The organism is Metallosphaera sedula DSM 5348, assembly GCF_000016605.1.
Classification (GTDB): Archaea; Thermoproteota; Thermoprotei_A; order Sulfolobales; family Sulfolobaceae; genus Metallosphaera; species Metallosphaera sedula.
The window spans coordinates 511,275-528,722 of record NC_009440.1 but is presented as its reverse complement, the minus strand read 5'-3'; the positions used below and the strand labels follow the sequence as shown (position 1 = coordinate 528,722).

General features: G+C 45.7%; 18 protein-coding genes. 6 read left to right on the top strand and 12 right to left on the bottom strand.

Annotation, left to right across the window (positions count from 1 at the left end):
* Positions 1–8: 8 nt before the first annotated feature.
* A complete protein-coding gene (gene leuS, locus MSED_RS02920) occupies positions 9–2,825 on the bottom strand; it encodes a leucine--tRNA ligase (RefSeq protein WP_012020536.1) in 2,817 nt (938 codons plus the stop codon).
* A 55-nt stretch (positions 2,826–2,880) separates the two neighbouring features.
* Positions 2,881–3,936 (bottom strand): radical SAM/SPASM domain-containing protein, encoded by a 1,056-nt coding sequence (locus tag MSED_RS02915; RefSeq protein WP_048059984.1) that lies wholly within the window; start codon positions 3,934–3,936, stop codon positions 2,881–2,883.
* Positions 3,937–4,109: 173 nt separating this feature from the next.
* On the opposite strand from MSED_RS02915, the gene MSED_RS02910 reads away from it, so the two are divergent.
* Positions 4,110–4,349, top strand: a complete 240-nt coding sequence (locus tag MSED_RS02910; RefSeq protein ID WP_012020534.1) for a SelT/SelW/SelH family protein — start codon at positions 4,110–4,112, stop codon at positions 4,347–4,349.
* A gap of 1 nt (position 4,350) precedes the next feature.
* On the opposite strand, the gene MSED_RS02905 is transcribed toward MSED_RS02910, so the two are convergent.
* Positions 4,351–5,991 (bottom strand): cbb3-type cytochrome c oxidase subunit I, encoded by a 1,641-nt coding sequence (locus tag MSED_RS02905; protein ID WP_012020533.1) that lies wholly within the window; start codon positions 5,989–5,991, stop codon positions 4,351–4,353.
* A 122-nt stretch (positions 5,992–6,113) separates the two neighbouring features.
* Entirely contained in the window at positions 6,114–8,039 is a 1,926-nt protein-coding gene (locus MSED_RS02900; RefSeq protein ID WP_012020532.1) for a 4Fe-4S binding protein, read from the bottom strand.
* A gap of 185 nt (positions 8,040–8,224) precedes the next feature.
* Here MSED_RS02900 and MSED_RS02895 point away from each other — a divergent pair, with 185 nt between their 5' ends.
* A complete protein-coding gene (locus MSED_RS02895; RefSeq protein WP_012020531.1) occupies positions 8,225–8,950 on the top strand; it encodes an ABC transporter ATP-binding protein in 726 nt (241 codons plus the stop codon).
* The gene (locus tag MSED_RS02890) at positions 8,950–9,945 is read left to right on the top strand and encodes an ABC transporter permease (protein WP_012020530.1); all 996 of its coding nucleotides are present in this window, start codon (positions 8,950–8,952) and stop codon (positions 9,943–9,945) included. The genes MSED_RS02895 and MSED_RS02890 overlap by 1 nt, the downstream gene beginning before the upstream one ends.
* Here MSED_RS02890 and MSED_RS02885 read toward each other — a convergent pair.
* A complete protein-coding gene (locus MSED_RS02885; RefSeq protein WP_012020529.1) occupies positions 9,928–10,692 on the bottom strand; it encodes an enoyl-CoA hydratase/isomerase family protein in 765 nt (254 codons plus the stop codon). The genes MSED_RS02890 and MSED_RS02885 overlap by 18 nt on opposite strands.
* A 267-nt stretch (positions 10,693–10,959) precedes the next feature.
* Here MSED_RS02885 and MSED_RS02880 point away from each other — a divergent pair, with 267 nt between their 5' ends.
* Entirely contained in the window at positions 10,960–11,424 is a 465-nt protein-coding gene (locus tag MSED_RS02880) for a PadR family transcriptional regulator (RefSeq protein WP_012020528.1), read from the top strand.
* On the opposite strand, the gene MSED_RS02875 is transcribed toward MSED_RS02880, so the two are convergent.
* Positions 11,403–11,942, bottom strand: a complete 540-nt coding sequence (locus tag MSED_RS02875) for a thiamine-phosphate synthase family protein (protein WP_012020527.1) — start codon at positions 11,940–11,942, stop codon at positions 11,403–11,405. The genes MSED_RS02880 and MSED_RS02875 overlap by 22 nt on opposite strands.
* Positions 11,943–11,981: 39 nt before the next feature.
* Here MSED_RS02875 and MSED_RS02870 point away from each other — a divergent pair, with 39 nt between their 5' ends.
* Positions 11,982–12,227 (top strand): hypothetical protein, encoded by a 246-nt coding sequence (locus tag MSED_RS02870; protein ID WP_048806910.1) that lies wholly within the window; start codon positions 11,982–11,984, stop codon positions 12,225–12,227.
* Positions 12,228–12,244: 17 nt separating this feature from the next.
* Here MSED_RS02870 and MSED_RS02865 read toward each other — a convergent pair whose 3' ends face one another.
* The 4 genes from MSED_RS02865 to MSED_RS02850 form a co-directional block, all read right to left on the bottom strand.
* A complete protein-coding gene (locus MSED_RS02865) occupies positions 12,245–12,655 on the bottom strand; it encodes a DUF3211 domain-containing protein (RefSeq protein ID WP_012020525.1) in 411 nt (136 codons plus the stop codon).
* A gap of 161 nt (positions 12,656–12,816) precedes the next feature.
* Positions 12,817–13,248 (bottom strand): DUF3211 domain-containing protein, encoded by a 432-nt coding sequence (locus MSED_RS02860; RefSeq protein ID WP_225938883.1) that lies wholly within the window; start codon positions 13,246–13,248, stop codon positions 12,817–12,819.
* Between the two features lie 128 nt (positions 13,249–13,376).
* Complete coding sequence (locus tag MSED_RS02855; RefSeq protein WP_048059982.1) at positions 13,377–14,099, bottom strand: DUF1614 domain-containing protein; 723 nt, start codon at positions 14,097–14,099, stop codon at positions 13,377–13,379.
* 21 nt (positions 14,100–14,120) lie between these two features.
* Complete coding sequence (locus tag MSED_RS02850) at positions 14,121–14,612, bottom strand: NTP transferase domain-containing protein (protein ID WP_225938909.1); 492 nt, start codon at positions 14,610–14,612, stop codon at positions 14,121–14,123.
* Between the two features lie 65 nt (positions 14,613–14,677).
* Between MSED_RS02850 and MSED_RS02845 the strand changes: the two genes are divergently transcribed.
* Entirely contained in the window at positions 14,678–15,745 is a 1,068-nt protein-coding gene (locus MSED_RS02845) for an NAD(P)/FAD-dependent oxidoreductase (protein WP_048060249.1), read from the top strand.
* A 168-nt stretch (positions 15,746–15,913) separates the two neighbouring features.
* Here the strand turns inward: MSED_RS02845 and MSED_RS11790 are convergent, their stop codons facing one another.
* Entirely contained in the window at positions 15,914–16,732 is an 819-nt protein-coding gene (locus tag MSED_RS11790) for a hypothetical protein (RefSeq protein WP_012020520.1), read from the bottom strand.
* Entirely contained in the window at positions 16,725–17,387 is a 663-nt protein-coding gene (locus MSED_RS02830) for a ParA family protein (RefSeq protein WP_012020519.1), read from the bottom strand. Before MSED_RS02830 ends, MSED_RS11790 begins: the two co-directional genes overlap by 8 nt.
* Between the last annotated feature and the right edge of the window lie 61 nt (positions 17,388–17,448).

The window sequence follows — 17,448 nt, the reverse complement described above, 5'->3', positions numbered from 1 at the left end:
AATCTCACCTAGATTATCACGATGCCAGGAAGTAGGGGCAGGGCATTACTCTTCTTTCCCTTTATGTCCGGGGCGTTAGCTTCGTCAGACCTATATACCTGGATCTCATCTACGTCGAGCCTCCTAACTAGGAAATTGAGGTTATCCGTGATTGTCTTGAACTCATCTAGTGGATACGTTACAATAAGCTCTCGTAAGATTGGGGGCAAGGATTGAACCCTTTCCACAAGGCTCCTAAGGTATTCCTCCCGTTGGCCTGTAATAGAGCTCAATTCCCTTAGGTTCTTCCTCTCCTTTAAACCTCGCAACACTGCCCTTAGAATTCCGAGTTCGTCAGAGTTCGAAACGTAAATGATTAGTTTCTCGGGTTGCTTATTCGCCATAGAGGATATCTCTTTCACCTGGTTTATCAGATGCCTAATATATTCCAGTTGTATTACGGCCTGTCCGTCCACCTCTAGCTCCTCGGGCACAGGATATCTGGTCAAAGAGACGAAACCTTCATTGAATATGTGCCATATCTCCTCGGCAATATGCGGAGCACCTGGCGATATTAACCTAGCCCAAATTTCGATCGCCTTTCTCAGTACGCTTGTGTTTGGGTTACTAACCATGCTGAGGTAGTCCCTGAGGATCTCATAGTACTCATACAAGATAATGTTGAACGCCTTTCTCAAGTCCAGCGAGTTCATCAGGTCAGAGACCTCCTTCACCTTGTAGTGGATTATTGATAACAACCACTTTTCTGGGAGACCCGTACTCTCGTTTTCCCTTAACTTAGATAAGTTCACGGCCAAGTCGTACATCCTGCGCAATTGATCTGTCACAGCCTTTACTGTGTTCACGTCGAAATCTGTGTCCTCCAGAAGTTCAGAGGATATGGTCAGGGCTAGCCTTACGGGGTCCACTCCATACTCTTCCACTGCCTTGTAGAGCGGGTAAATGTTTCTGAAACTCTTACTCATTTTCTTTCCGCCAACCCTTACGAACCCGTTAATCACAATCTGCCTTGGGAGGAGGCTTTCCCCGAATATGGCTAGATGATTGTAAATCAGGAAGGGGAGATGGTTCTGAACAAGGTCCCTCCCGCTGTGCCTCGAGTCCAGGGGATACCAGTATGAGAACTCGTTTCTGAGATCCTTGAGCTCCTCAACACTAATCCCCGTGACCTTGCTGACCTCTGAGGCATCTCCGTTTCCAAGTAAGACGAAGTCCCAGAATTGGTCATTTAGCTTAGAGGGGTCATGACTCAGTTTATGCGCCACAGTGTAGAACCCCGTGTAAATCGTGGAATCGCTCAGGCTATCTATTATTTGGGACTCATCCCAGGGCAACTTAACCCCAAGTCCCCTGCTCCTGGAGCACGCCCGCCTCTTCATGGAGAATATGGCCTTGGCCATATCCCTTCTTGCTTCCTCTGGGACTATACTGATTCTGTCCAAGGCCTTCATGGTCCACGATTTCCATAATGGGTTATCGTAAGTTATGTACCATTGGTCCCTGATAACTTTCACAACTATCTCTGCCCCACATCTACAGTAGATTGGTCCGTTGGATATCTCGTATATCAAGTCGTGCTTCCCTAGGCTTCTCAGGAGCTCCACGGTCTCCCTTCTAGCCTCTGGTACCCTCTTCCCTGCTATCCTATCCTTGACAATGGATCTCATGTAATCTGGAACTAGGTCAACTATGTCCTCCCTCATGACGCCCTTATAGTACTCTTCTCGGTACAGGGTATCTATGTAGTCCTTGAGCTCTGCCGGGTTCTTGGTCCCGGCTAGCGCGAGCACCTCGGGTCCTGGGAAATCGCCATAGCCCTCTGTGCTGATGACTGGGATAACCTCAACTTCACTCAGGACTTCAGATAGGCCAAGATAATGCAGAGGTTCATGGGCAGGGACAGCCATAACGGAACCAGTGCCCATTTTCGCATCAACAAACTTACTCCCGTAGACTTTCACGTCCTTTCCTGAGATCGGGTTCTTCACTGTAAGTCCGATTAGGTCCTTCCCTTGAACCTCCCTCTCCGGTACTAGCTCCCTCTGATAACTGAGTTTTCTGAAGGCTTCCTTGGAAAGGACCCAGTTGGAACCCCTTATTAAAACGTAGGTGGCCTCAGGATTTATTAGGACCGCGTTTGCACCAAACACGGTCTCTGGTCTAGATGTGGCAGTGGGAAATACCACGTCGTTACCCTCAAACTCTATCACGTCCATCTCCTGGACTTCGGGTTCCACATCCCCCTTAGTGTCGTGCATCCCCACCGGGAAATTATCGTTTGGACAATACCCCACGGCATCCGTGGCGGTCGTGATGAAACCCTTCTCCTTGAGTTTCCTGAACTGCCATTTGATGAACTGTCCAAACCTCGGGTCAATGGTCGTGAATTCCCTCCTCCAGTCGACGCTAAGACCCAGGGCCTTAGCCATCCTCTTCATGTCCTCCTTGAAGTACTCGGCCAGCTTTAGGGGATCCTCAAACTCCCTCACCTTCTCTGGGCTAATCTTGTAGAGGTTAATGAAATCGGAAATTATGTCACTGTCTCCTCTCTTAATCGACTCTGAGATCGAGAGAATCGGAGTTCCAGTGAACTGGAAAGCAAAGGGGAATAGCACATTCTTCCCTATCATCCTTTGATACCTTGCCACAATGTCCGCAGTGATGTATGTCCTTCCGTGACCTATGTGAAGGGGACTGTTGGTGTAGGGAAATGCAACAGTAATAAAGTACTTCTCGGAGTTAGAGGGATTTGCCTCAAATACCTTGTTGTTCTCCCACTTTTCTTGCCATTTTTTTGCGACCTCGTTGAAGAATGCTGAATCCATAGTGATAATACATGGGCAGGTCCTTTATTACTTTGTGGTGTTCTTCACAAAGAGATTAAGGTATTACTTCTGTAGAGTCCTTTGTTGGATCGTAATATAAATCGCGAAGCGAGATTTTTCCTTTCTGAACTAGGGAGTTTACCGTTGGAATGAGGGAGAGCACGGTTCTGAGATATTCCTTGTTAATGTCGTCAACTACCTTAAAACCTTCTTCTCCCCAGTACTTCTCCTGAGAGGCATAAAGGCATCTCCCACCACAAACCCTGTTGAACTCACAAGTTTGGCATTCCTTGGGCAGAGGTTCCTCAAGTAATCTGAAGCCCGTGTTGACGTTACCCAACTCAGCCCATTTCTCCCTGACGGCAATGGGACATGATATGATCCTACCGTCAGTGGTAACCGAGACTGAGTTATAACCTGCCCCGCAGGGTGATCCCCTGTAGCCTCCAAAATAGTACGCACTTATAACTCCAAGGATGGGGATGATTTTCAGGATCTTCCCCTCCTTAAGCGAGTCCTCAAATAACTTCACGAGGGACCTTATTCCTGGGAGGTAGCTATTCTTTGCCCATTCCTCCACGTTCCATCTATCAGTCCAGACCACGTTAAGTTGCCAGTGAATCTTGTCGAAAACTCCTGCATTAAGCAAGTATGTGACTTCTTCAAAAATTTCACTATCTTGAGTAACTGTCATCCTAGCTATGGTCTCCACGCCCAAGGACTTGAGGTATCTAGCGTTGGCGATCACCCTGTCATGGATTCCCCTGCCTCTATGCTTGTCCGTGATCTTCTTTCTCCCGTCTATGGACAAAAGGGCTAGATTCATTCTCCTCCAGTAACTCTCTGGAAGGAGCTTCACCATAGTTCCATTGGTCTGTATACCGAACCTAGAGGCCCTCACGGTGTCCATGAACTGGGCAATGAATCTCGGATTGGATAGGGGTTCCCCACCGTAGAAGATAACCGTGGGGTCAGGGTCCCTGGAAATAAGCTCCCTCAATTTATTGACGTCGTACTTAACCTTCCAGGGCACTACATCTTTCTCAAAGGAACCTCCACAGTAATCGCAGGTTAAGTTGCACTTACCTGAAGTAAAGATTAACCAAAGCACAGTCATGGTGAAAACATTTCGCTTAAAAATTGTAGTATAGACGCTAGAGTTAGCGTACCTTGAGGATCACTCGCTTTAACGTCAATGTTCTTCATCTAGAAACTCCTAATAAATTTGAATTATTAATCTATTTAGATAGTTAACTATTTAACTGATGCAAACTTGATCATCTCATGCACTCAGTTAAGATAGTTTACTGTAGGCCCTGCGGTTATCTGGATAGGGCCCTGGAAGTTTCAAGGGAAGTTCTGTCATATTTTGATGATGTCAAGGTGGAGCTAGAACAGGGAAAGAACGGTATCTTTGACGTCTACGTGGATGGGGAACTTAAGCTCTCAAGATACCAACTGAAAAGGTTTCCAGAAGTTGAGGAAGTTCTAAAAGAAATTGCCAACAAAAAACAAGTGGCCTAACTTATTTGATCACTTTTGCCTTGGTGAAGAAGCTCTTTATCTTGTTCTCTTCAGCTCTTATTAGTCCTATAACGCTCGGAGCACTGAAACCAGAGAGCTCTGGAGCTTCCAGTTGCAACGCTACAGTATTTATTGCCTCACCCATGGAAAGACCTTCCAGGTTGGCAGTCCTTCCCTTAAGGAGTGTCAACACCAGATTCCCTAGCCAGGCCAATGTTGCAGCATCAGCAATGAGTGCACCCAGGGCAGATATTATCTCGGGGGTGACGTACACGGGAGTTCTCGGGAACACCTCAGCCCTTCTGGTGAGCCCTGCTAAGCCAAGAGCATCAAATCCGTACACAACCATTGTGGTTCCTATCATGTATCCTACCATGTGTAGCCATCCAATCTTAGAGGAGAACCACATCCTCCCCGTCAGCATGGGTACCATGTAATAGAGAGTGGCAAAACCGGCAGGAACGATGGAGTAGAATATCATTGCATGGAAGTGTCCCGGAATCCACATGGTATTATGAATGATTGAGTCAAAGGCTATGTTGGCGTTAGAGATTCCCGTTACGCCTGCCGCAATAGCCCCAGCGAAACTTATACTTATCCACATGGAGATCAAGTTGATCTTAACTGATGCCCCCTTCACGGTGGCCCATAAATTGAAGAACGTTAGCATGGAGGGCACAACCACGGCATAGGTAAGCACTTCCTGCATCACCTTAACCGAGACTGGGAAGTTTACCATGTAGAGGTGGTGAATCGGAACATTGTTGGAAAAGATCAAGTACATGAGTGCAGCTATCCTTGCCATTTTATCGCTGTAAAGTGGCTTGTTAGCCAGAAGTGGGATAAGATAGTACATCGACGCTATGGCGGGCATCCAGACTATGTACACTATGGAGTGACCCAGAATCCAGAAGGCAATCTGGTTGGCGATTACGTTCATTCCAGTGATTCCGGCAATTGCGAGGAGGTCCCACGTGTTGGCTGCTGCCTCACCGCTCCACCCAATCGCTATCATTAGCGCAGTCATTAGGGCGTAAACTGTGAAGATGGGTAACTTCTCCTTCGTGGTCTTAGAGGCCAAGTAGAAGTGGTAAATCAGCCAGATCACAAACATGTAGGTACCAATGTCCAGGAGCTCCATCCCCACATACCAGAGGGGGCTAAGGACGTACTGTGAGTAGTTGGGCAAACCTAGGGGAGCTAAGTAATACCAAGAGCCCGCAGAGAAGTAGTTGTCATTGAAGGTCGGGTAAAGAACTATGGGCCCCTCAAGTAGCATGAAGGAGATATTGAAGATGATGAAGGAAAGGTTCATGAACCACTTAGCCCTAGGCTCTAACTTCAAAATTCTAAGAGACAAGAACGCGAACACCGCTATCTCCAGCTGAACCGCGAACCCGAATAGATCCCTGGCACCATGAAGGGTGATGGATCCATAATATTCCTGTGACGTGAGTATGAAGTTTGAGGAGGTTGCCCAGACCGCCTCTTGTATCCTGGCCATGAGGGCATCAATTATCCCTAACATCCCCCAAATGAGGCTCATCACAATCATTGCCATGGTTATCCTAGATAGCCAATCCTTGTCCAGCTGGAATACTTGTTTAACGAAGTTTACCAGTCCACTTATAGGAGTTTCCATACCATGATTATCGGGGATAACCAATATATACGTTTGTCTTATAAAAGTTAAAATTAGTCCATTTACTCTGACAAGAAATAATTGATAGAAATTTAATAAAATAAAAAACTAAATAAACCAGGTTACTTTAATTTCTCCTTAAGCCATGATCTTATATCATAAAACGAGATGTTGTTGTAGGGACAAGCCTCAGCGCAGTCACCCACGCCAATACATCTCATGGACTTGAACTGCCCACTCCTTATGAAGTTTCCAGGAAGGTCGGTGTTACCAACTGGACAAGCCTCCGCACAAGCCTTGGTCTCGCATTTCACGCAGAGGTCTGGATCCTTGACCTTGAGTTTGAATAATCCAAGTCCTCCAAAGAACTGGTTAAAGGTTCCCCATGAACACCACCCCTGGGTTGCACATGCGTAAGTGCCCATGAACGGGATGGAAATGAACACGACGTACCAAAGGAAGTTAAAGTAGAAGGAGTAGAGAAATACCGTGGGGTCATTCCCAAAAATCGTGAAGTTGAGTAGGCCTTTCTGGTCCAGGAAGGATACCACTGCAAAGGCTAGGAGAGAGGCCCAGACAGTTAGGGCAATAACCTTGTACCAAGGCCTCAATCTACTACCGAGAGTTTTCCTTCCTAGCTTTGACGTTCTGTTAAAGCTCTTTAACGAGTCGTAGAAAGTGCCCTGATACATTGTAGGTGCAGTGCAGGTCACGGAGCAGATCTGTCTCGACCCGAAGAGGAAGGAGAGAATTGCACTTACTACGTAAGTCCCCACTATTCCTGGAATCAAGTAATGGCTCGAAACTGGACCTAGCGTGCCCAGTCCCATGCTCCACATGTAGGGTATGTAAGGAATCTTGGAGGCCAGGGGAGAGAATGAGGGCAGGTAAATCGTGTAAATCGCGTACGCAGATACCATGAGCGCTAGCCTGATTTTGTTCTCCCTCAGCTTTACCTGGCCTATCCTGAACACAGCAAGCATTCCCATCTCCGTACCCATCATGATTAGAAACCAGATGGAACCTGTTACGGCCCCGAAGATGGAAAGGAAGTTAAACAGGGCCCCAAGTCCAAAGTCCCTCGTCGGGCTCACAAATCCTAGGGGTAGGGAGGAAATAAACCCTGATATCCCTGTGGAGAACGTTCCAGTAACGAAATCTAGAACTCCACCCATGAACCATTCCATGATGAACGTCACAAGGATGAAGGAGAAAGTCCAGGTAGCATCCCTCAAGTAGTTTCCCTTCAAGTGACTTGGCCCCTCAATTGCCCTGTAAATGAACCACGACATTCCAGCTAGCATAGAGAAGTCGAAGACGTACCAGCTCCCCGTCAAGTAATAGGTGAACAAACCAGCCATCATTAAAGTAAACACTAGCATCATCTCAAGGGATGTCATGGTCTCTTGCGTTCTCTTTAGCCTATCCCTGTACAAGGTTTCATAGATCAGGATGGTTGCAACTATCATCAGGCTGGCATTTAGCCACGTGGCGTCAGTCACGAACGTAGGGTTACTGGGAAAAATCATGGGAGAGATCCCCATTATGGGAAGGGCCACAATCAGGTAATTCCTGAGGGTTCTATCCATGCCCTTGAGCGAGTAGACAAGGGTGAAGACCATCTCAGAGATCATAACGCCATAGTACCAATAGCTCTGAACTCCCAGAAGTGGGTTACCCAGTTGCTTAGTTAGAATCGAGTCAAAGGTCTCACCCATCAACGCCTCTGAGACGGCCATGCTCACGGCAAAAAGTAGGACTGTATACCATCTTCTCGCGTTAGGTTTCTTGTTTATACTGAAGAGGATTGGGATGAGCCCAAATATCATGTAGGCGGAGTTGGAAGCTAGTGCCAATGCCTCGGTGGTCTGATTGGGCGACGAGAAAAACACAGAGAGGGACGCAAACATCACCACCATACTACCGCTGAGGTAGAGTACCAGGAGGAAGCCAATTCCATTTATACCCTTCTTCACTAAGTAAATCAGGTAAATGGAGAACGCAGTCATCAGGGAGGCAACAGCGAGAAAAATCGGCAAGTAGTCCATTATAATCCCAAAATAAAATTAATCCACTTTCTTAAAAAACTTTTTCCAAGAGATCATTAACTCATGCGTGAGTTAGTTGTTCTTGACGCGCTAAATCCAACAACCCCATTACTGTGATATGGCCTTTCTTTAATTACGGATTTACGATAAATTAATTACTTTCCCTTTTTCAGATATATCGACTCATGAGAATAGTCGACGTCGAGAACTTATGGAAGGTTTACAACAGGCGCAAGGAGGCCTTGAGGGGGATAAGCTTTCACGTTGAAAGTGGTGAGATCTTTGCCCTGCTAGGACCTAACGGGGCAGGTAAGACCACTACTGTGAAGATACTCTCCTGTATATCCAAGCCAACTAGCGGGAAGGTTGAGGTCATGGGATACAGCGTTCCCGATCAGTGTAGTAAGGTAAGGGAAAGAGTTGGGGTTGTGCCACAGGAATTTCAAGGTTTCTCTGATCTCACCGTAGAGGAGAACATCAAATATTTCGTGAAGCTCTACCGTGGAGAGGAATCTCAGGTTGAGGAGCTCATGAAGACTCTCGATCTTCTAGAATATAGGAAGACAAGGTTCAGAAACCTTTCTGGAGGTTACAAGAGGAGAGTTGCAATTGCATGTTCCTTGGCAGGAGATCCAAAGTTGCTTTTCATGGATGAGCCAACGGTCGGACTGGATCCGAGGTCTAGGAGGGACGTCTGGAACCTGATAACCGAGGTCAAAAGGAGGGGTATATCTGTACTTCTCACAACCCATTACCTAGATGAGGCACAGAAGTTATCTGACAGAATTGGAATTATCTTTAACGGGAAGATCGTTAGACTATCCACTCCTGGGGAACTGATGGAAGAGTTCAGAAAACAGTCCCTCGAGGAGGCGTATCTGGCACTCATGGAATCTCTAGGTGATGTGTAATGAGGAATGCACTGATTACTGCCTGGGCCATTATAAAGGATAACCTGAGCAGTAAAACTACCCTGTTCTTCGTAATCTTCTTCCCGCTTTTCCTGACCCTCATTTTCGCGCTAGGATTTGGTGCTGCGGCTGAACCCCATGTGGTGGTTGTGGTCAATGGAAACAATTCCCTCGCGGGCTACCTAAATCATACCGAACTGTTTACGGGCGTTGTTGGGTCAAACGAGAGAGAAGCCCTTATCCACAATTACATTTACGTAGAAGTGAACGGAAGTAAGGTAAGCATATTTTACCCACAAGAGGATAACTACCTGGTGCCCTCCCTTGAGGCCATAATCCAGGACTACCTCTCCGGTACGAATACGGTCTCCTTCAATATCTTATCACAACAGGGATTTACCTATTACGATTACGTGATCTCCGGCATGATAGGAGTTATTTCCCTTTCAAATGGGGTATTTGGGGTCACGGGAGTAGCCGCAGGATATTATAGGGATAAACTGGTTGATAGGATAGCTGCGTCTCCTCTCAAGAGCTACGAGTGGGTTATGGGTCTCATAATTTACGAGATCGTAATAACCTTAATTTCCACCGTTCCCATCCTTCTCCTGGGCCTCGCCTTTGGATTTCTACCCCTTATCAGTGTATCGTTCGTGGCATTCCTAGCCATCTCTACGCTAATGTTTGCCGGTCTGGGTGCAGTTATATTTGGCCTAAGCCCAAAGGACAAGCTGTTTGTGGCTCAGACCGCGGCTAACGTCCTAGTTTTTCCCCTAATGTTTCTAAGTAATGCCTTCTTCAGCCTCAGTGCATTTCCACCTCTCCTCAAGCCCATAGTAGCCTATCAACCCCTTTCCATAATAAATGACGTCATTAGGGATCTTGTCGTATATAACGTTCTACCTCCCCTGTTTGACATAGGTTACATTGCAGTTCTCACAGTGGGTTTAGTATATGTGGGAGGAAGGCTAATGAGATTACGAGAAACCGACTGAGGACCATGAGGGAGAGGTTTTCGAGAAGAAGGAACTTATCCCCTCCCTAGCCTCGTCAGAGGTGACCTGTGTAGCCAGTTCATCGAACGCCTTCTCGAGATGTGGTATAAGGCTTTGAAGTATCAGTTTTCTCATTCTCACCTGAGCTGATGGCGACATGACCTTCAGCCTGTTCAGTAGTTCCAGAAGACCCTTTTCTAGGTCGTCTACCTCGTAGTCTATGAGACCTGCGTTTATGGCTCCTTGAGTATCCAGCTCCTCTCCCAACATAGCCAACTTCCTTGATGTCCTATGTCCTAGAAGATAGGGCCCTATGGAGACTAGAACTGGTGGGAAAACCCCTAACTTTCCTCCTGGGGCGGCAAACTTTGTCCCTCTCTTCGCAATTACTATATCAAGAGCAAGGAGTAGTTCCATGGACGCGCCATACGCAACCCCCTCAATAAGTCCTATTGTGACCTTGTTGAGGGATAACATTTTCACAAACAGGTCCTTCATGTGTCCGAAATAGACTTTTGCATATTCCTTATCGCCGTTGGCCTTCAGAAGCTCCTTGACGTCAGCGCCAGCCCCGAAATTTCCATTCTCTCCTTTAATAACCAAATAGTGAGGATCTCTAATCTTCTCTACCTCAGACAGAGTATCTATCATTTCTATCATGAACCTAGTTGTGAAAACGTTGTATCTGCCACCTGTGTTAAATGTGAGGAGTAGATATCCCTTTCTCTTTTCAAGGATAACATCCATGGTTGATGTATAGGGTGCGTAATTTTAAGGTTATGAGTTGCTAGACCTTAAGTTAGGGCACGTCATGCGTAGGACTCTGTATCCAGGATCCAGGAGGATTCAATACCGTGTCAACTTTCCAACTCTCTAGCTAATTAATATTTCAAAAACAAAATAAAAGGAGAGAGAAATAACATGATCTTAATCTCAAATTTACCTCTGGGCTCACGCCTGGACTAGCTCAACTACACATAGAATTATTTTACTCCAATCAAATACACTGTTCTCATGAAGATGAATTTAGAGAGGCTGAGGCGGGGGGCGTTAAAGTTTCTCATAATGGACGCACTTCATCACAAACCTATGCACGCATATGAGATCATGAAGACCATAGAGGGTAAGTTCAATGGAGTCTATAAGCCAAGTCCTGGTTCCCTTTATCCTGTACTCAAAAACTTGATCAGGGAGGGGCTAGTTAAGGTGGAAGAACGTGACGGTAAGAAAGTATACAGTCTAACTGACGAAGGTCTCAAGAAATGGACTGAGGCTAAAGCTAACATAAATTCCATACTTTCAACCCCTGTGGATTACAAGAAGCTGGTAAGCATGCTCTTTGATATCAGTCTGGTTCTTTACAGTTACAGGGACAAAATGTTTGATGAAAAGGTATACAACCAGGTAAGCTCAGCCCTTTTAGAGTGTCGTGCTAAGATTGAGAGGATCTTGGAGTCTCAAAGTAACGAGAGTAGATGAATCGCTTTGCTGATCACCTCAGTGGGAGTTCCTCCTAGAATGAACAGTCCAGGTTCCTTGCCAAAATCTCCCTTATCCACAATGAATTCAGGTACTCTTCCCGTGTCTTGTACAGCCTTCTCTATCATGAAGTTCATGGTCTTTCTCTCCACTGGTTTCTGTCCTGGCGGTTCCTGAGAACGGTCAAAAATGTAGGGGTTTAACTTTAGGAATTGTGGGTAATACGCGAGATTAATGGCGCTTCTCGTTTCAGGATTATATTTCATCGCGGTGAGGATAACTCTCGCTATGTGATCAGACGCACCGAAGGCTGGCGGAAGGCAGTAGATTGCCCTTTGGAAAGCTGTGGTTATTCTCCCTGGGATGGCCGCCACGTCACTTGCATCCTTGGCGTTTCTAATCGCGTAACCCACGTTGGTCCTCACCTCCGGTATCAAGAGGTATGTCAGCTCATGGGAAACAAATTCCTTAACTGCTCTGTCTAATTCATCCAAGATTGACTTTCTTTCCTCGTCCATGATTAATTATATAACTTCTGAGATCATAAATAATGATTAATGAAGGCGCTTCATGTCTTTTCTTTGCCTTCAGGAGAGGATGAGAGGAGAGACATAACCATGTTAGAGCAAGTTGCAGAGAAGTTTAACCTAGGTAGATTAAACTATTATGACAAAATTCATGAGGGCAAGTACACGTTTTTGTACGGCCGTTTCGAAAGGGGAAGAGTCGTGATAAAACACGATGGGAAAATTGGGCTGGCTCTCGTTAAGGGAAATAAAATAAGAGCAAGGAGAGGAAAGTAATCAAGGCCTCCTTTACGCTAAAGCCTTCGTTTAATTACCTCAGCTTTTATTTCCTCGTTCAATTTCGATGCGAAATCAGAGAACCACCTGTCTATGAAGAATAGTCCCGATAATTTCTCCATTTTTCCCTGATACTCTAGCTTAAGGTTGATCTCGTTATTGTTAAACGTGAATATGAGCCTACCGTTCCCTTGGCTCCCTCCTGCTGAAAGATAGAAGCCGTATACAATATCGTCCCTCACGATTACTGTTCCGTGCATGTGGAATTTTGTGGTCATAAACCTTCCTTCTCCATCAAAGGAGTTCTCTCCTCTACTTACACTCTTTATAGGTGGGAAGAGCCTTGGAAGAACAAAGGTAGGGTCGGAGAGTATAGAAATTAATGATCTTTTATCATAAGTTGTAGTTATTGTGATAGATCTTTCCATTTCAAAATCGATTGAAGATGTCTTCTTAAAAAATTTACTTACCTTTGTATCGATGTAATGGATCACATCTTGAGGTTGAAGTATTCCACATGAATCTGCATATCCCTAGTTGGGTAAATCTCATCTCAATTAATCATTTTACTCGATACATGATAAATATATTAGATCTTTCTTTTTATTCTTTCCATTCTTACATCCTCATCAAGTCTTCGGGCAAAACCGGAGAACCACCTATCCATGAAAAATATACCAGACATTCTCTCCATCCAACCATCATATTCGAATTCTAAATTAATTTCTCTCTCCTTAATTCTCATAGTCAGTTTTCCTTGTCCCATTCCTCCTCCAGCAGAGAGATAAAATGCATATACTAAATCGGCTCCACGAAGAACGTTCCCATGCATATTAAATGACATAGCCATAAACCTACCGTGAGCATTGAATGAATCATTCTCAACCTCAACCTCCTTGATGGGCGGAAATAGTTTAGGAAGTACGAATTTTGGGTCAGATAGAATAATGAGTAGAGACTGCCGATCATGTGATGTATTAATAGTAATCGATTTGTTCATTTTAAATCTATATATTATCATGGCGTTTTCTACATAAAAACTTTTCGTAAATTTTACATAAAAATTCCTTTTTTAATTATTAACATATAAGTCGTATTGATAAGCAAACTCCTAAGAAACGACGCCTTATCACACCGGTGTTAATGTGCTCATAGCGATATTAATAACTGGCCTAGAAAGATCGATAGTAATCCAGAAATGAATATACCATCAAACGTGCCCATACCGCCTACACTGATGACCTGTGGTCTAGCCTCTAGAATCTTCCTTATGTTCAGAAGATCTGCCCCCACGAGAGTTCCAATAACACTGCTCACGTATGCGGAGAGAGGGATAAGGATCGGCTGGTGAAAGAACAAGATGTAGCTTACCAGGACAGAGAAGATTGGCGCTATAAGCGGATTCATCACCACTCCAACTCCATTTACAACTCTTGAGAACAGCTTCGATACAACGATAATGACAACGACGTCCAGGAGAATGAGTAATTTGCCAGGGGAAAGGTAAAGGAGCGTGAGAGAAAGGAGCAGGGGAATTACAGCTCCTCCCAAGTTAAATGCCAGCAAGGTCGTAAGGTAAGTCCTCTCCAGCTTTGGTAGATACACGGGAAAACCAAAAATGTAAACAACATCGTATTCCGGCACGATAGCAGGAGTCTTAAATTCCTTTACCACCACGTTGACTGGACTGAGGGCTAGGCTGAGAAATGAGATCTCCACAGCCAGCGCGTAGCCTAAACCAGGGGGAAACCCAGCGTAGACTAGAAGGTCCTTGAAGTAACTAATTGATATGACGAGGAGAAGAAGGCTAAGGATGAGGTATATGGGGAATATTACTCCCCTAACTGGGGATACTATGAGAATTCGTTGCAAGTATATCAAGGAATTTATTCCTTAACATAATTTATTTATTTCCGTAAGGTCATTCCATGTATTCACATTAACGATCTTTCTGGGGTAGTCAATCGACTGATAGTCCTCCAAATCGAGAGCCCTCCAAAGGCTAACACCGACGAATTTCCCTTGACTTAGGAGGGTACATATGGAGGAGTTGCACTCCCTGATCAAGATTTCAATGGTATCCCCATCCAGGAAGGGTACATCGCTCGGAAGAACAAGTGCCGGTAGCTTCACCGAGGAAACGGCCTCTACAACGTCATTCTCGTAACCAAGGCCCGAGGTATATAGTACCCTATGTATCTTCCTTAGTTTCTCCTCTGCTGGATGTCCCTTCACCGTTGCAATGTAAACCTGTGACGCATATCTCATGGCCAGTTCCGCTACCCACTGGATCATGGGCTTCCCGCATACTTCCATCACGGGCTTCAGCGGGGAGAGCCTGGTTCCCTTACCCCCAGCCATAATCACTGCGCTCTCAAGCCTCACTTGAATCAATTGAATAATTAGGGATTATCTTAAATATTCTTTCTGCAAGATAAACGATGTTAACTATGAGTAAAGTAGTCATTGTAGGAGGAGGCAATGGCGGGCTCGTGGTGGCCAATAGGCTTCACGGGAAGGGACTGGACGTGACTGTCGTTGAGCCTTCTGATACCCACCTCTATCAACCAGGTATTGTGGATTATGTCCTGGGACATGAAAGGGAAGAGTCCATAGTGAAGAGTCTAGACTCTCTGTTACCGGTTAAGTGGGTGAAGGGAAGAGCTACTAAGGTAGTGGTTGAGGATCATTACGTCATGGTTGGGGACAAGAGATTGGACTACGATTACCTAGTACTGTCTCCCGGTGCAGTGAGCAAGAAGATTGAGGGAACCATGGGTTGGCATACCCTAGAGGAGGGAAAGAAGCTCAGGGAATTGGTGAACGCGTTCACGGGGAACTCCATAGTTGTGGGGTATTCGGGTGTTATTAAGTGTCCTGCTGCCCCCTTTGAGTTTGCCTTCCTTCTCAAGGAGAAGTTCCCTAAGGCCAAGGTGACTCTGCTTAACCCTGTCTCCAATCCGCCAGAGATCCAGAGGCCCATGTCAGAGGCTTTTGGAAGGAGGGCCAAGGAACTAGGGATCGAGATCAAGAGAGGCTTCAGGATAGCCAAGGTAGATGAGAAGCAGAAAGTGATAGAATCTGAAAGCGGAGAGAAAGTCCAGTACGACCTGGCATTGATTGATCCTCCAGTCACTGTGGGTAACGAGTTCAAGGAGATGACGGATCAAAGCGGTTTCATTCCAGTGGATAGAACCAGCCTAAGGTACAAGAATTACGATAACGTGTTCGTGATAGGTGACGCCAATAATATAATGACACCGCCCAAGACAGGCTCCAAGGCGCATTATGAGGCTAAAGTTGTGTCGGATAACATCATTTCCATGACACAGGCAGGTAGCAGAAAGGTATATGATGGAAGCGCAATCTGTGCTGTCTACGCAAGTTCAAAGAAAGGATATCTGGTCAGGATGAACTTTGAGAAAAGTTCAATTTATGGAGCGTCTTCATTATTTTACGAAATGAAGAAAGCATTCACCCACCTGTATTGGACTTCATTGAAGGGGACATTTCCGTGATTAGGCGATCTCCAGTTTAGAAAGTAATTGACCACGGGTTTTATTCTATAGGTGAAATGGCAAGGGATGTAATACGTATCTCCAGTCTAGGTTCTAGACTGAAGAGAAACAGGGAAGTAAACCTATTCAGCGGAAATTATCCGCTTTGGTTTATCGTTTCAAAATATCTCATTTGATTAGTCCCTTCTGTCTAGCTAAGGACTCGGCTTTAGAGTAGAGATCTGGATAAAGCTGTTTTAATCCTAATTCTAGTGCGTCTTTGGCTACCTTACTCATTCTAAACCCAGGCTTTGTATGATACAGGTACTGTAGTACCGCGTAGCCCGGATAGCTCCAAACTCCTATTTTAGGATCCTTATCCAGGAGTGATTCCATTAGTTGTTCAAGACTGGTCTGATCTACTGAAGTTTGGGTAACTGTCTGTGTGGTTTGCTCCGTATTTCCGTTCTGATGACTATCAGTCTCTGGAGAGATCTGTATGGACTCTACTCTCTGCCCTCCACTCTCTCCTCCCTGAACTCTACTCTCTACTCTCTGCCCTCCACTCTCTCCTCCCTGAACTCTACTCTCTACTCTCTGCCCTCCACTCTCTCCTCCCTGAACTCTACTCTCTACTCTCTGCCCTCCACTCTCTCCTCCCTGAACTCTACTCTCTACTCTCTGCCCTCCACTCTCTCCTCCCTGAACTCTACTCTCTACTCTCTGCCCTCCACTCTCTCCTCCCTGAACTCTACTCTCTACTCTCTGCCCTCCACTCTCTCCTCCCTGAACTCTACTCTCTACTCTCTGCCCTCCACTCTCTCCTCCCTGAACTCTACTCTCTACTCTCTGCCCTCCACTCTCTCCTCCCTGAACTCTACTCTCTACTCTCTGCCCTCCACTCTCTCCTCCCTGAACTCTACTCTCTACTCTCTGCCCTCCACTCTCTCCTCCCTGAACTCCTTCGGTCTTCTTCTTTCTCTTCAGCAAAAAATCTAGCTCACTCACTCAGAGCCACCTTTCCCAATTCCTCGTAGATCTTGGCTATCTTGGGTTTCTTCAGCTTTACTTCCTCATATCTAGAGGCGGGAACACCGAGTCTAGAGGATTCAGAGAAGAGCTTTGACGGTGGAACGTAGATCTGGACAAACTTCACAGCCCTAAGTTCTATATCCATCGGCTTCTTTGACATGCTGGCGAAGGCTATGGCCCTTTTCTCTAGACTCTGGAGCCTGGAGTCTAGATTTCTCACCGCCTCTATGGCCAAGGGTTGTGGCGTCACGGGTGAAATAACCCTGTCCGCAGCTATCATGGAAGCAACTGCCAGTGTTCCTAAGTTGGGCGGGGTATCTATCACTAAAACGTCAAAACCTTCTGCAATCGATTTTATCGATTTAACTACTTCCTCAACTTCTCCACCCAGTTCCAGTTTCAATAGCCCTAGGTGGGCAGGGAAGATCTCGATATTAAAGATATTCACGCTTTTTCCTCCCAGGGGAAACTCCTTTTTATCCCTCCTTATGCCAAAGGAGAAAGAAGTACCCCCCTCAGGATCAATGTCAAGAAGACCCACGTTTCTTCCCTTGGACAGGGCATACGCTAGATTCACTGCCGTTGTTGTCTTCCCTACTCCTCCCTTTTGATTGATTACTGTCACAATCATGTCTAGACTATTCCCTGAATACTCTATAAAAGGGACCAAGGGCAGTAATACGGCCAATTAA